Raw genomic sequence first — 13,865 nt, 5'->3', positions numbered from 1 at the left:
TCAACCGTCTGTCATCGAGTGACTTGGAATGTTCCAAAAATCACTGTCATAATTAGTGCAACAGCAACAAAGAAGACCGCTATCAATATCAGCCAGTATTGGAGCGTATAAAGTTTTCTAAGTTCCCCTAGGGCACCAATCAAATTTTCCATATCGCTTCCCTGAGTATCGACAATAAGCTGGAAAGAAGAGGCTGCTTTACTTGTCCATAAACCAATGAAGATTTGAACAACGCCAGTGATAATGCCGCCAATTTCACCTTTTGCGATACTGACAATCCCATCTATAACCAGAAGCACCCCTAAAGCGATCAGAAAGTAGCTAACAAAGCGCATTTTCTGAGCAAGATCCCGAATCAGCTGGTTCTGCGTCTGGTCAAATTCGTACACTCGACTGTCCATTTTACGCTTTCTCCCGCACGATCTTACTCAGATTTTACGATATTGCTGCCAGATTGAAATCACTTTGAATGCAAAAAACTAAGAGCGATCGCTTTTTACCATCACCCATACTACGTAAGTAGGTGTAAATAAACGTAGGCTCTTGATAGTTCGCGGTTCATAGCAATAAACCATCCAGCTTCTCCGAACAGAAAATTTGTAGAGAGTTAAAATCAAAATCTATGGCTGCACAATGGGTCTAGGAAGCCGAAACCAAAATCGAGAACCTCGTTCGCTACGGGGTGAATAACCAATACTGCCACCCCAGCGTTCAACCGTAATCCGGCAAAAATAAAGTCCTAAACCGGCTTTTCCAACTTTCTCTGTACCTTGAGAAAATTTTTGAAACAAATTTTTTGAAAGCTCCGGCGGTACACCAAAACCCTCATCGTCCACACTCACCAAAATAAATTCTCCATCTTCTTTGAGATTAACTGTCACAGTAGAACCAGATGGACTATGTCTAAGAGCATTTTCTACTAAGTTAAAAAGAACTCTCTCCAAACGCGAGTTTTCCCCAACTACCTTCCAATCTTTCGAGCTATTAATGTCAGCAGCCAATTGCAACTGCATTTTATGGAATGTAAAAGTTGGTAATAAAGCATCCACCACTTCCACTGCACAAATCATTGCATCTGGAGCGTGAGCAGGATCGAGTGAAAAAGCCTCTAGTGATTTTACCTCGGCAGAAAATGCCTTCAATATTTCCTGAATCAACATCTCTTGCTTGGTACATTGCTTCCTCCCAATTTCTAGACGTTCTCTGCCTTTGGGTGTCAGATTGTCTAAAGCAAGAAGTGCAAAGCAGCAGTTAAGTCCCGTTAGTTGTCCTGCTATGTCGTGTACAAAGCAGTGAAGTAAAATTTCTTTTTTTTGTATTTCTTTAATAAGATGTTGATAAGTTAGATTATTTTGTCTAGCTTTCTGGATCAGAGACTGTTTCTCTTCATAAGCAATTCCCAAACACTCAATCAAGAGTATTTTCTTATCTTTCAGGCAAACCGCTGATGCCTCTAGATGGCATTCGTTTCCCAATACATTTATCTCTGTCCAAAGCCCCGATCTTAGAGGTTCTGTACCCTTTGTCGCCCAGAAATCTTCAGCATCAATGAGAAAATTGTCTAGAAAAGGAAATTGCTGACCCAAATTTAATCTATCTGGTTCCTGCGTAATATCTACATAGAAATAATTAAACCAATCTGGTTTTGTACCAACTATTGCAAAATAGCCATTATCCAGACGTTCTAAAACTACAACATTAAGGGCAGCAAAAAGGTCGTCCGTAATCGATTCATTCATCATTTCACCAGGCAAGAATAAGTTCGTATAGGTTCAACAATTCCTTTTAATAGAAGGAAACTTTCTAAAAAATATTTTTTCATCTCATCAAGCTCTTGAAATGTATTTTCGTCGATGAGAATCTCGCTGGGACGTGCCTGACTTTCCAAGCAAGCTGCTAAATTAACATAGTAGCCAATAGCAGTGAACATTCTGCTACCTTTGCTACCCAAAATACCGAAAGTAACGGGTCCCGAAGCGATACCAATAGCGATTTCGAGAGTTAAACCAAGCTCGCCTTTCCTCGCTTCACCTATCTCTGCAATGGCCTCAATTATGTCTCGTGCAGCTTTTATTGCCTGATTTTTAGGACATCCCGTTGAGGCAATAACCCCGAAGAAAGCCGTTATTACATCTCCAGTTATTTTATTGACTATCCCAGCTTCATCAATAAGTATCTGCATCATAATAGGAATACATAGATTTAATGTTTTAAAAACTACTTCAGGAGGGTTGTTTTCACTGTAAGAAGTGAGTCCACAAATATGGATGGAAAGAATAGTAACATCCCGTCGTTCTCCTCTGTCTTGAAAGGTTAGAACTGCTTGTGGCAATTGGGTAATGTCCTTTCCAAAATATTGATTTAATATTTTCCAGTGTTCCTCTCGCAAAAGGTTCAATTCGTTTCCTTGTTGTTGCATCAGACGGTGCTGGCTTTCTTCCAAAGTTGCATCTAATAGCAATACCCAGTCTCTCTCTTCTCCAGGTACAAGATGGACATCTGCGGAAAGTCCATATTCCGTTTTCATGCAAGGGATACAAATAGGAGAACCGTTCAGGGGAAAAAGACCTTCTAGAAAAAAGACTTGTTTCCCGATATATTCTCCTTTTTGCAAATCATTCACTCCATAGGCTTCCAGTTTCCCACCCCAATCTGACAAGCGACCATCTTTTTCTACCAGGAGATAGGCTGGAGAACGATTTTCAACAGCCAAAGTGTGAATATAATTCAGAATTGGCGAAGGGAGGTCAAGCATCTATGCCTCTATCATTTTCTTCGCAAGCGTTAGAAAAGCTTCTTCTACACCTAAACCTGTTTTTGCGCTGCTTTTAACGACTAGCCAACCTCTTTCTACTATTTCGTCCATTGCCGTATCATCAATATCCCATTCCTCCGTCAAATCCCATTTGTTGAGTACCAAAATGAAGGGAAGGGTGCCAATCGTATCTTCTACTCTTTTTTGAAGTGTAAAAGCTTTATCTAAGGTAGTACGGCGGGTTCCATCAGCTACCAGGAAATAGCCTGACGAACCCCGCAGGTAGGACATCCGAACTTTTTGAAATTCGTCTTCTCCATAAAGATCCCAAAGAATGAGATTTAATTCTTTCCCTCCAATATTGAGTGATTTTTTATCAATTTTTACTCCAACAGTTGTTTGATAAGTATCAGAGTAAATACTTTTAACAAAACGTGAGACTAAACTCGTTTTTCCGGTGGCGAATGCACCCACCATACACATTTTTTTCTGGATCATTACTGAGTTATTTCTCTCCCGGAGGTATCAGTTATTTTTACCTTGAAAGAGACGCTGCGATTCAATGATCGATCCTGTTGGGTCGTTTCTTTATCCAAAATTTCTTTTGTGCCTACACCCACCGCAGAAAGATTGGTTTTCTTTATTCCTTGCGAAACTAGAGTAGAAAGGATGGCATCGGCACGCCCTTGGCTTAGGATCATATTTCTCTGCTCTGAGCCTATTTTGTTAGCGTGTCCTAAAATTTCAATTTGGACATTTTTACCTAAATAAGGCGCGGCATTTGTAAGTTTTTTAACTTCTTTTATAAGGTTCTCTATCATGATCTCCTGGTCAGGTTCAAGTTGTGTACTTCCCTCTGTAAAAAAGAGTAACTGCTTTTCGATCTTGGTTTCACTAAGCTCAAGTTCTTTAAGTTCCATCTCAATAAGGTTTTTTTCGTCAAATTTATTAATTCCGGGAATTGCTCGCACCAGTTTTCTGGTTTCAATAATCCATTGATAAGGAGCAGAACCTTCAGCACGAAGAGTGCCCTTTTCATCAACGATTAAAGATACAGTTGCCGGAGGTTGAAGCAAGTTTTTCGCTCTAATTTCAGTAAATTTTGGATAAAAAGATAAGTAAGGCTCCCAGCGGCTAATAACTATTTTGGGATTAATATTTGATTCTTTCATGATCTTGATTGGATCTGCCGCCAAAGGATCTCGAATTCCGGAAATAAAATATTTTCCCCGACGTTTCTCGGAAGTAACTACGGTCATTCCTGGCTGGGCATTTAATTTTTCCAAATACGCTGTCCATCGCTGTTTCTCTGTGAAGTCAAAAAAGAACCAGCTACCCAAAGCTATTAATATAGAGCTTAATAAAATCCATAGAACAGGAGAAGGTTTTGTCTTTTTGGGTTGATACTGGGCCTGAAAGCAATCTTCAAGATAAAGCGTGCTGCCTTCAAAGGGAGCAGTATCTCCCTCAAACGAATTAAATTTTTGGTCGTATTTGAGGTGAATTTTTTCTATTACTTCTTGGAAAACTAACTTAAATTCTTTGGGTGCATTTCCCCGGATAATCCCTGCTAATATTGCCTGCGGACCAGGTTCAATCCAGATAGTGAGTTCGCCAAACTGCAACGTTTCTAGGGAATCGCCGGTTTGTACGCTAAAAGAGTCTTGGACAAAATCCCGGATCGCTGTTAACATCGCTGAAACTAAGTCTGCATCCTGAGCGGCTACGTTTGGCGCTACTACGTGCTGAAGTAACAATCCAGTTTTTTTATGAATCAAAAAAACTTGTTCAACTCGATAGAGAAGAGTGCGGAGAAGAACAACTTCGGCAAATGATTTTCCTGTCTGTAAAGCTTCCAATCTCCACTTAAAGCCTTGTGGAGACAAGCTGTGTTCAACAGTTTGATTGAGGGACTGGACTGTAGTTTCCAGAGCTGTAGCGATCGCTTTGCGCGTGGCAGGGCCGATTACGGGGAAAATCGCCTCTGACAGGATATTCAGGTCTTTTGTGACCGATAAATGAATCGCTTCTTCAACCGTTGGCACGATTGCTTCGCTTAGCTGCTTATCTCGCATTGTCCGTAGGATAATCGCCTCTGGAAGCAGTTGGCTGATATCCTCTGCATGAATATTGGGATTATTTAGTCGCTCATGCAGTTTATCAAGTTCGCTTTGCTCAAAACCAAGAAGCAAACTCCGAAGTTCTGAGAGATCCTCGTTCGTTGAAAGATTATTTTCTGGAGTATTGCTAGATAAATCATGGGTAGAAGAGTCAGCCATTGCTCAAATCCCCCTATTCACAACTAAATTATTATGCCGACATCAGATGAGGGAGCTAGAGCGATTTAGTAGTCTATGGACGGATAATTTTGGATTCCCCCCTTAAAAATCTCTTTTGTAGAAAAATTATTCATTTCGAGAAATTCCCGGTTGAGTGTTAAGTCTCATTGCTAGTTCTGCAAACAGAGATGCCAGAGTTGAACGGTCTGTTTTATCCTTACGAAGTTCTTGGGCTTCTCGTTCAAGCGCAGCCAAAAGTTCTTCATATTTTTGCCTAATCTCATCGTCCAAATTTTTAGATTGCTCTAAAATCTGCTGACGTAACTCTCGCTCTTTCGTTGTAGTTTGTTCATCTAGTTGCGCGATCTTCTTTTCCAAAGAACCAATCAAGTTTTTTAATTCCTGAGAAAGCCCTTTTACTGATTCGTCTCGTTCTGATTGCTCAGTTTTTAATCGGTCAGTTATAGATTCAAGTTCTTTTCGGAGGTAGTTTTCAATATTATCTAAACGTTTTCTCGTGTCATCGCGTAAGTTAGTGGATTCTTTCACTAAACGTTCTTCCAAACGAGCAAACCTTTTTTCGTATTCTCGCGTCTGATTCCCAAAAAGAATATCTCTGACTTTATCGAGATTTCCACTTTCTGTCCCATTTACACTAGGAAGCGAGGAATCACTTTTAGACTGAATTGGATTTGTTTGAGCGGATTCCAATTCTATATAATTGATGGAATTTTCTTCCGAAGAACTCATAAATTTAATCCTTTATTAAAGAGACTTATTATTGTCTTATCTTCTTGTTTTTTAGGCAAGGAAGAAGTGGTTTATGGCGGCAAACCAGTAAATCGAGTTGTCTTCTAGAGCGCAAAAACCTCGCTTTTCGTACATTAAGACTTTACCCTAAAGGTCAGCGTCAGTAAATGCAAGGGCTAAAAGGACTGCCACAAGTATAAAAAAATCTATATTGCAAAGAACGGAAGGCTAGCCTTTTGCATCTTCCGTTACCATTTCCGTAAGGGGTGGACAAGGCACAAGCTAAAGTTGTTTCTGCCTTTACTGCTATCTTGCCTAAGAAAGTCAATACTTATGAGAAACTTGTAACAAACCAAAACATATATTGATAGCCTCTGCGCCCTAAGAAAACTCACCTAATAAATCTCTGCAAAATTCCTCAGAATACATCATTTTTGTTTGTTCTTCTTCCCCTTGGCTCCCACTAGAGATGCAAAGCCTTGGTAAACGCCAATCATTAAGGCGAGGACTGTTACCATCGGGTGTCTGGACTTTGGCGGATCTACCCGTTGTATGGTGCTGGTAGAGGTTCCAGAGGAGCGATCGCCTTGGTCTTGTGCGGCAGCGGCTTTGATGTCGTCAGTGCGCGGTATTCCCTGCTTTGCCCTCGCTTCTTCACTAAGGGGTACGGCATTCTTAGAGGGGACAATTCGAGAGCCGTACTTGTTGGCGTAGACTTGAGTAAATTCGGCACCGAAAAAGAGAATCTGGGCGGAATAATTTACCCACAACAGCAGCACTACAAATGAGCCAGCTGCGCCGTAGGTTGAGCCGACACTGCCATTGCCTAGATACAACCCCAGTAAGTACTTACCAATGGTAAATAGTAAAGAGGTAATGGCGGCACCGATCCACACGTCACCCCAGGCAATTTTGGCATCTGGCAAAATTCTAAACATCAGCGCGAACAGCACCGTCACGACGCCGAAGGAGATGAAAAAGTTTAGGGCTTGCAGGAAGGGCAAACCGGGTATCAAGTGACCCAAATAGTCGCCTACTGATGTCAAGCCGGCACTCAAGATCAACGAAACTAAGAGCAAAAAGCCGATGCCCAGTACCATTGCAAAGGACAAAAATCGGTCTTTGATAAAGCCTTTGATGCCGCGTCCAGGCTTGGGGGCGACTTCCCAGATGGTGTTGAGTGAATCTTGCAGCTGACCAAAAACGCCGGAGGCACCGAACAGGAGGAGACCAACGCTAATCAGAGTGGCAATTGTGCCTTCCTCTGCCTTGCGAGAATTTTGGATCATCTCTTGGACAGCTTCAGCACCCTGCTTGCCTAGCAATTCTCGAAGTTGCGTAACAATTCCCCCCTCAGCGGCTTCTTGTCCAAATACCAAAGCCGCGATCGCGATCGCAATAATAACTAGCGGTGCCAGAGAAAATACGGTGTAATACGCCAGCGCCGCCGCTAACCGCGATGCCTTATCTTCTTGCCACTCTGCAAATGTGTCTTTAAGGAGTCCTACTATATCTTTTGGCTTCATAACTTAACTTCTAGTCTGCGCTACCACTGTATCTTTGAGTTTGCAGCGCCTTGTCAAGAAGTTAAAAGACCCGAAAGTTAGAGTTTCTCCGAATTCCGGCTTACACCAGCCCTCGTTTTTTCAGTTTGGACAGTGCATCTTCAGCAGCAGCTTTCTCAGCATCTTTTTTGCTGCGTCCTTTACCTTCCCCGTAGGCTTTGTCGCCCACAAGCACTGTGGCGATGAACTCTGGGGCGTGGGGTGTTCCGCCTGCTTGTTTGGTGACATATTTCGGTGGTGTTGAGCCAAGGTCAGGATTTGCTTGCACCCATTGTTGAAACCGATTTTTCGAGTCCACCTTGGAGAGAGACACTACAATATCCTCCGGAACGGAATCAAATAGTGGTTCTACAAAATCGCGGACTTTCTCAACATCTAAATTGTTATCTAGATAATAAGCGCCGACGACGGCTTCAAAGGTGCTGCTGAGTAAATTTGGATTATAGTAGCCTCCCTCACGAATGGCACCTTGACCTAACCGCATTTTGAAGTTTAAATTTATCTCGGTAGCGAACTTTGCTAGCTGCTTTTCATCTACCAGCGCGGAACGCCTACGAGTCATTTGGTCTTCTCCCATTTGTGGGTGACGACGATAGAGATATTCGCCACTTAAGAAAGTTAGCAAAGCGTCACCCAAAAATTCTAGACGTTCGTTGTTTTCGCACTCTCCGGGATTTTCATTGGCATAAGAACGGTGTGTAAGCGCATGAAGCAAGAGTTTTTCATTCTGAAAATTTGGAAATTCCATTTTTATTTCTCCTGGTTTTGGGTAAATTAATTGCATGGAAATATCAGTACAAGTCATTGATGGCTATTAACTAGGTGAACACGAAAAAACCGCTCAATAGCGGTTTTTGGATAAACCCGGTTTCTATATCAAACCGAGTTTTTGATAAGTAGCGATCGCTTGATTATCTAGCTTTTAGCAATCTGCTTAACTATACTAACAACATTTCTTCATTTTGCAATTTTATTTTGCCCTGTTTTACGACAGCAGCAACAAATTTTTTGAAGCTTGAAAATTTCGTTCCATCAGGTTTATGAATCGTAGAAACCCCTTTATAGTTAGGAAACCGCTGACTTTGACACATCAGGTTTGCAATGATGGAATATGTTGTACTCTTACCTTCTTGAATCGCAGTTTTGATAGCTTCAATAAAGCAGTTAACAGCATCATTGTAGGTGATATAAGGCAATTTATCATCTTTCTGAAGCCCTGCCTTGTTGCTAACTAAGTTAGGTAGTTCGTCTACAAATTTAAATTCATCAGCAGCAATTTTGAGACTTTGCTTCACATTTCCTCGTTGAGCAATAACTATCGCTTTTTTGCTCAACTTTTTTAAATTCAAAACTAAATCCTCAAAATCACCATCTCCTGATACAATGATAGCCACATCAGGAGCATTTTTGCTGTTCATATCTTTAATACAGTGAGCTATCAATTGATTGTCAGCACTGTTTTTCAAAGGACAAGGAACATCAACAAAGATAAACCCAATGCTTTTTAGAGCTACTTTGGTAGGAACTTGGCTTTTGCAGCCTGAATTATAGTAGATTTTTTGGCTAATTAAACGTCCTTTCAACTTGGCAAAAGCCACCAATGACTTTGCTTCTTCTTCTGTTAAATAGACGTTTTGAGAATCCCAGTAAATTGAAACTAACGGTTTCTGCTTGTTGATTTTTGTTTGTGAAGATCCAAGAATACTTTTCATTTTGATACGTCCAAAATACGGGTTGAATGGACAGCATCAACAAACCGCGCATCTAGCCTTAGAAAAAAGCCGAGGTAAGGGATTTAAAAAAGATAATAATAAACCCCGACTAAGTTAATAGCCTGAATCAACTCTTTTGCCTGAGAAGTATTGAAGTTGCAGTCTCAGGTACAGAATTTTAAACTTCCTGCTGAGCGTGCAGTCAACCACTTGACCGGACATACTGTTCAGCCAAATGGTTGACTAGACGCTCAGTAGGAAACTAAAAAACCGTGTACCTGAGACAGCATTCAAAACTTCATTAATGCGAGATTTTTGTACTGTCTGCAATGTATGGTTTAAATCTAGCATTGGAAAAACTTGGATGTCAAGATTAATTAGGTTGATTTGAAGCGGGGGCTTAGTTGAAGGCGACAAACTTTGCGTTATGCTGAAAAGTTGGACTTGCATCGCTTTAAAAATATGCCTGCATCTGTAGCTAACCCCGCCTTCCCCCTCGCTGCTGTTGTGGGGCAAGAAGCAATAAAAATGGCGCTGCTATTGGCAGCAATTGATCCCGGACTGGGAGGGGTAGCGATCGCGGGTCGTCGCGGGACTGCTAAATCGGTCATGGCACGCGCCTTGCACTCTCTCCTGCCCCCGATTGAAGTCGTCAAAGGATCGATTAGCAATTGCGATCCTGATTCTCCCAGCGAGTGGGATGACAAACTATTGGCAGAAGCGAATGCCCAGCCAGATGCCCCGATTGACGCACAGGTGATTCCGGCTCCATTTGTGCAAATTCCTTTGGGAATCACAGAAGATCGACTGCTGGGTTCTGTGGATGTCGAGCAATCCGTTAAACAGGGAGACACGATATTTCAGCCTGGGTTACTGGCGACAGCACACCGGGGTGTCCTCTATGTAGACGAAATTAATCTACTTGATGAGCAAATTGCTAACCAACTGTTGACTGTTTTATCGGAAGGACGCAACCAGATTGAGCGGGAAGGGATTAGCTTTCAGCATCCTTGTAAGCCTTTATTTATTGCCACTTACAACCCGGAAGAAGGGCCACTGCGAGAACATTTGCTCGATAGAATTGCGATCGCGCTTTCCGCTGATGGTGTACTCGGCTTAGATGAACGAGTGCAAGCAGTAGAACAAGCTCTCGCCTACGCTAAATCCCCAGAAAAATTTCTAGAACAGTATACCGAAGACATCGACAACCTGAAAACTCAGATCGTCTTAGCGCGGGAATGGCTGAAGGATGTTCGCATCACCCGCGAGCAAATTGCTTATCTAGTTGATGAAGCAATTCGAGGCGGAGTGCAGGGACATCGAGCCGAACTCTTTGCGGTGCGAGTTGCCAAGGCTGCGGCTGCTTTAGAGGGGCGCACTAACGTGACGGCGGAAGACTTGCGCCGTGCAGTGGAATTAGTTATCGTGCCCCGCGCTACAGTTGTGCAGACGCCACCAGAAGAAACGCCGCCGCCGCCGCCCCCACCGCCACCGCCCCAAGATGAATCTCAGCAAGAGCAAGATGAGCCGGATGAGAAGGATGAAGAGGAACCGGAAGAACCCCAGGAGGATCAGTCGAGTATTCCAGAAGAATTTGTCTTCGATCCAGAGGGTGTCATCCTCGACCCCACCGTGCTTTACTTTGCTCAGATGGCGCAACGTCACGGCAAGTCGGGCAGTCGCAGTCTGATCATTTCAGAAGATCGAGGGCGCTACGTCAAGCCAATGTTGCCGAAAGGCAAGGTGCGGCGAATTGCCGTTGATGCGACGCTCAGAGCCGCTGCACCCTACCAAAAGGCAAGGCGGGAGCGAAACGACGCCGCGATCGCTCAATCCCTCGGTGGTCAGGGAGGGCAAAGAGGAGATCGGCGGGTATTCGTCGAGCAGGCGGATGTTCGCTCTAAACGCTTAGTCCGCAAAGCCGGGGCGCTCGTCGTTTTCGTCGTCGATGCTTCTGGCTCAATGGCGCTGAACCGGATGCAGTCAGCCAAGGGTGCGGTGATGCGCCTGCTGACGGAAGCTTATCAAAACCGCGACCAAGTGGCGTTAATTCCCTTCCGGGGAGAACAAGCCGATGTGCTGCTACCGCCAACCCGGTCGATTGCCTTAGCGCGGCGGCGTCTGGAGCTATTGCCTTGTGGCGGCGGCTCCCCTCTGGCTCATGGTTTGACTCAGGCAGTGCGCGTCGGGATGAATGCTCAGATGTCTGGAGACATCGGTCAGGTGGTGATTGTGGCGATTACCGATGGACGGGGCAATATTCCTTTAGCGCGTTCTTTGGGCGAACCGATACAGGAAGGGGAGAAGCCGGATATTAAAGCTGAATTGTTGGATATTGCTTCCAGAATTCGCGCTTTGGGGATTCAGTTGTTAGTAATTGATACGGAAAATAAGTTTATTTCCACTGGCTTCGCGAAGGAATTGGCGAAGCAATCAGGGGGGAAATATTATCACTTACCCAAAGCAACCGAGCAAGCGATCGCTGGAGTGACCAGAGGCGCGATCGCAGATATGAAATCTCGCTAGTTCAAAAATCTCTAGGAACCCCACCCCGCAAGAGGGGAACTCGGGGTCCCCTCTGGGGATTAGGGGCAGGGAGCCGGAGCCGCAGGCGATAGCGGGGTGAGGTTCTTTTATTACGGGTAATTAACCAGAGCTAATATCACTTCTCCCGATTACCAATTACCCATCTCAAAAACTTTTCACCGCCCGATATTTCGCTTCAACTGCTCAAGCTCGTCGTCCGCTTCCCAGTGCTTAAATTTAGCCTCTAATGGATCGGGACCACTGTTGATCGGGCGGTGGTAATTCTGATTCCAGCCAACCGTCTCCGCACGCTGCTGAGCTTGAGAACTTGTACGCGCTGCTTGCGCCTGAACAGCTTTGGTATGGACTTCCTGGCGGCGAACTTGAATTTGACGCTGTAGCTGTTTTGCTTGCTCGCTTCGCTGTTTAATCCCTTGCATCTGTCCCCAAAGTTGATTACCTTGACGTAGCAGAGCTGCTTCTCGCTCTTGGGCAGGCTGGACTAAATCGAACCTGTTGGCAGCTTTTGCCTTTTCAATCCGGACATGCCAGCGCTGAATTTCTTGAGCGGTTGAGAGGATTTCATCTTGTAATTTTTTCTCTTGCAGTTGCAGGTCTGCAATCAGCTTAAGGGCATCATCTTCTTGTTCCCGTAGCTGCTCCTCTAGCGCCTGTAATTCCAAATGAGGATTATTCCGCAAGAATTCTTCTAATCGGGTTTCTAAAAACCGGCTGAAATCGTCAAATAGACCCACTGCAAGAACTCCCACTACAGGTTTGTCATTATGTTAGCAATTAGGCGCGATCGCTCATCAGCCATTAGTCATTGGTCATTAGTAATAGATTCATGACTAATCACGAATAATTCATTCAAAACTTCTGCCCAACATAAACAGAACGGACTTCTCCGTTGCGTCGGATAACCGCTTCCTGATTCGAGATGGAAACCAAAGTCCATCCACTAGAGCCAATGTTTTCGCCCACGCGGATGCGGTTGGCAACACCGCCGAAGTCAAATAGAGCAGCAGAGCGATCGCCCAATTCTAAGACTCCCACAAGCGTATGCGTCGCCGTAGGAGCCGGATCTGGGTTGGGTGCGGGTACTGCGGCTGGGGGCGCGGGGGGTGCTGGGGGTGCCAGGGGTGGTAAGGCAGGGATGGGGAGCCGAGGCATTGTGGCAGCCATCGGAGGCAGTGTCAGAGGTTTGGAACCCAATGAGGGTGCTGAGGGACGAACCGACGGTGCCGGACGACTGGCTGGGGGTTTGGGACGCACTGGCGGCATCAAATTCACTGAGGGCGCGGGACGTACTGGCAGCATCGAACTCACTGAGGGCGCGGGACGCACCGGCGGTACCGGACGCCTTGGCAGTGATGGAAGCAAGGGAGGACGGACTAAGGGGGAAACGCCTTGCAGTCCTAGGGCAGATTGTGGAACTACAGACTGACTTTGGGGTGATGGATAGATGGGAATGTAGACTCTTTCCATAACACCCGATCCTCTGGCTGCCCCAGCCGTATTTCCGGGGACAGTTGTCACGGGCGGCAGATTAGTCCCTTGGGGCGCGGCGGCACTTCCCATGCGTTTGTTCGCGTCAGCTTTGCGATCGATGACTTCGAGCGATCGCTGCATATAGTTCACAAACTGCTCATCTGCTTTAGATTGAACCTCTTGGCTGACGGGTGTAACCGTTGCGGGGGGCGAAAAGAGCCAATTGAGCCTGCCCTGGCTCACCAGCCACAGTAGCAATGTAGCTGCCGCCGATGTCAAAGCCAGTCCAAGCAGGAGTTTCTCAAATAATTTGCCTTCCCCACGATCCTTGTTGTCTTCGGGTTGAATCTCCTCTACGCTGATATCCAGCGCCAGAGGCGTTTGCACAATACTGCGGGGTGTATTGTCAGGTTGCTCCGGGAGCAGCTCCTCTGGTGGAACCCAGGTAGGGGGCAATGTGACTTGCGAAACTTGGACAGGTTGTAAGGAGATATACTCTGACTGCGGCTGCTCTGGAGTTGAGATGCTGCCGCCCTCCAAAACCCGGTCGATGTCTGCAAACAAGTCGTCCATCAATTGATCGGCATATTTGTCAACCGACCAAGGTTGGATAGAAGTGGAATTTGCCAAGGGTGCTGAGTCCCTCTGGTTATTGCTAACATCCTGAGTCATCGATTGCTCACTCTCGTGGCTACACTGAATCAACGATAAGCCTTAAGACATTTGATGGGGCTTATATCGGTAAATAAATTCCTAATTGTGGGACATTATTCCCTAAGGCAATCAG

General features: G+C 44.9%; 12 protein-coding genes. 1 reads left to right on the top strand and 11 read right to left on the bottom strand.

Annotation, left to right across the window (positions count from 1 at the left end):
• Positions 1-11: 11 nt before the first annotated feature.
• The 9 genes from H6F52_RS23605 to H6F52_RS23565 form a co-directional block, all read right to left on the bottom strand.
• Entirely contained in the window at positions 12-401 is a 390-nt protein-coding gene (locus tag H6F52_RS23605; protein WP_190411312.1) for a hypothetical protein, read from the bottom strand.
• Positions 402-620: 219 nt separating this feature from the next.
• A complete protein-coding gene (locus H6F52_RS23600; protein ID WP_199300698.1) occupies positions 621-1,742 on the bottom strand; it encodes a HAMP domain-containing sensor histidine kinase in 1,122 nt (373 codons plus the stop codon).
• Positions 1,739-2,755 (bottom strand): adenylate/guanylate cyclase domain-containing protein, encoded by a 1,017-nt coding sequence (locus H6F52_RS23595; RefSeq protein ID WP_190536916.1) that lies wholly within the window; start codon positions 2,753-2,755, stop codon positions 1,739-1,741. Before H6F52_RS23595 ends, H6F52_RS23600 begins: the two co-directional genes overlap by 4 nt.
• Complete coding sequence (locus tag H6F52_RS23590) at positions 2,756-3,253, bottom strand: Rab family GTPase (RefSeq protein ID WP_190411309.1); 498 nt, start codon at positions 3,251-3,253, stop codon at positions 2,756-2,758.
• Complete coding sequence (locus H6F52_RS23585; protein ID WP_190536915.1) at positions 3,253-5,034, bottom strand: OmpA family protein; 1,782 nt, start codon at positions 5,032-5,034, stop codon at positions 3,253-3,255. The genes H6F52_RS23590 and H6F52_RS23585 overlap by 1 nt, the downstream gene beginning before the upstream one ends.
• A 126-nt stretch (positions 5,035-5,160) precedes the next feature.
• A complete protein-coding gene (locus tag H6F52_RS23580) occupies positions 5,161-5,784 on the bottom strand; it encodes an OmpH family outer membrane protein (protein WP_190536914.1) in 624 nt (207 codons plus the stop codon).
• 428 nt (positions 5,785-6,212) lie between these two features.
• Positions 6,213-7,310 (bottom strand): YihY/virulence factor BrkB family protein, encoded by a 1,098-nt coding sequence (locus H6F52_RS23575; RefSeq protein ID WP_190411306.1) that lies wholly within the window; start codon positions 7,308-7,310, stop codon positions 6,213-6,215.
• A 100-nt stretch (positions 7,311-7,410) separates the two neighbouring features.
• On the bottom strand, positions 7,411-8,097 hold the full coding sequence (rnc, locus tag H6F52_RS23570; protein WP_190433707.1) for a ribonuclease III: 687 nt from the start codon (positions 8,095-8,097) through the stop codon (positions 7,411-7,413).
• 190 nt (positions 8,098-8,287) lie between these two features.
• On the bottom strand, positions 8,288-9,061 hold the full coding sequence (locus H6F52_RS23565) for an NYN domain-containing protein (RefSeq protein ID WP_190536913.1): 774 nt from the start codon (positions 9,059-9,061) through the stop codon (positions 8,288-8,290).
• Positions 9,062-9,523: 462 nt separating this feature from the next.
• Here H6F52_RS23565 and bchD point away from each other — a divergent pair, with 462 nt between their 5' ends.
• Positions 9,524-11,587, top strand: coding sequence for a magnesium chelatase ATPase subunit D (bchD, locus tag H6F52_RS23560; RefSeq protein WP_190536912.1), 2,064 nt, complete (start codon positions 9,524-9,526; stop codon positions 11,585-11,587).
• A gap of 176 nt (positions 11,588-11,763) precedes the next feature.
• Here the strand turns inward: bchD and H6F52_RS23555 are convergent, their stop codons facing one another.
• Positions 11,764-12,342: a TIGR04376 family protein gene (locus tag H6F52_RS23555; protein ID WP_190425136.1), complete on the bottom strand. Its 579-nt coding sequence runs from the start codon at positions 12,340-12,342 to the stop codon at positions 11,764-11,766.
• A 115-nt stretch (positions 12,343-12,457) separates the two neighbouring features.
• Positions 12,458-13,750, bottom strand: coding sequence for a hypothetical protein (locus H6F52_RS23550; protein ID WP_190536911.1), 1,293 nt, complete (start codon positions 13,748-13,750; stop codon positions 12,458-12,460).
• Positions 13,751-13,865: the final 115 nt, after the last annotated feature.

Origin of the sequence: Coleofasciculus sp. FACHB-542, from assembly GCF_014695825.1 — a bacterium.
Taxonomy (GTDB): Bacteria; Cyanobacteriota; Cyanobacteriia; order Cyanobacteriales; family FACHB-T130; genus FACHB-T130.
This window is presented reverse-complemented; position numbering and strand designations above follow the sequence as displayed.

Bases quoted from the DNA above. Each gene is read 5' to 3' on its own strand.
- H6F52_RS23605 (WP_190411312.1), bottom strand. From the start codon at position 401: ATGGACAGTCGAGTGTACGAATTTGACCAGACGCAGAACCAGCTGATT.
- H6F52_RS23600 (WP_199300698.1), bottom strand. From the start codon at position 1,742: ATGATGAATGAATCGATTACGGACGACCTTTTTGCTGCCCTTAATGTT.
- H6F52_RS23595 (WP_190536916.1), bottom strand. From the start codon at position 2,755: ATGCTTGACCTCCCTTCGCCAATTCTGAATTATATTCACACTTTGGCT.
- H6F52_RS23590 (WP_190411309.1), bottom strand. From the start codon at position 3,253: ATGATCCAGAAAAAAATGTGTATGGTGGGTGCATTCGCCACCGGAAAA.
- H6F52_RS23585 (WP_190536915.1), bottom strand. From the start codon at position 5,034: ATGGCTGACTCTTCTACCCATGATTTATCTAGCAATACTCCAGAAAAT.
- H6F52_RS23580 (WP_190536914.1), bottom strand. From the start codon at position 5,784: ATGAGTTCTTCGGAAGAAAATTCCATCAATTATATAGAATTGGAATCC.
- H6F52_RS23575 (WP_190411306.1), bottom strand. From the start codon at position 7,310: ATGAAGCCAAAAGATATAGTAGGACTCCTTAAAGACACATTTGCAGAG.
- rnc (WP_190433707.1), bottom strand. From the start codon at position 8,097: ATGGAATTTCCAAATTTTCAGAATGAAAAACTCTTGCTTCATGCGCTT.
- H6F52_RS23565 (WP_190536913.1), bottom strand. From the start codon at position 9,061: ATGAAAAGTATTCTTGGATCTTCACAAACAAAAATCAACAAGCAGAAA.
- bchD (WP_190536912.1), top strand. From the start codon at position 9,524: ATGCCTGCATCTGTAGCTAACCCCGCCTTCCCCCTCGCTGCTGTTGTG.
- H6F52_RS23550 (WP_190536911.1), bottom strand. From the start codon at position 13,750: ATGACTCAGGATGTTAGCAATAACCAGAGGGACTCAGCACCCTTGGCA.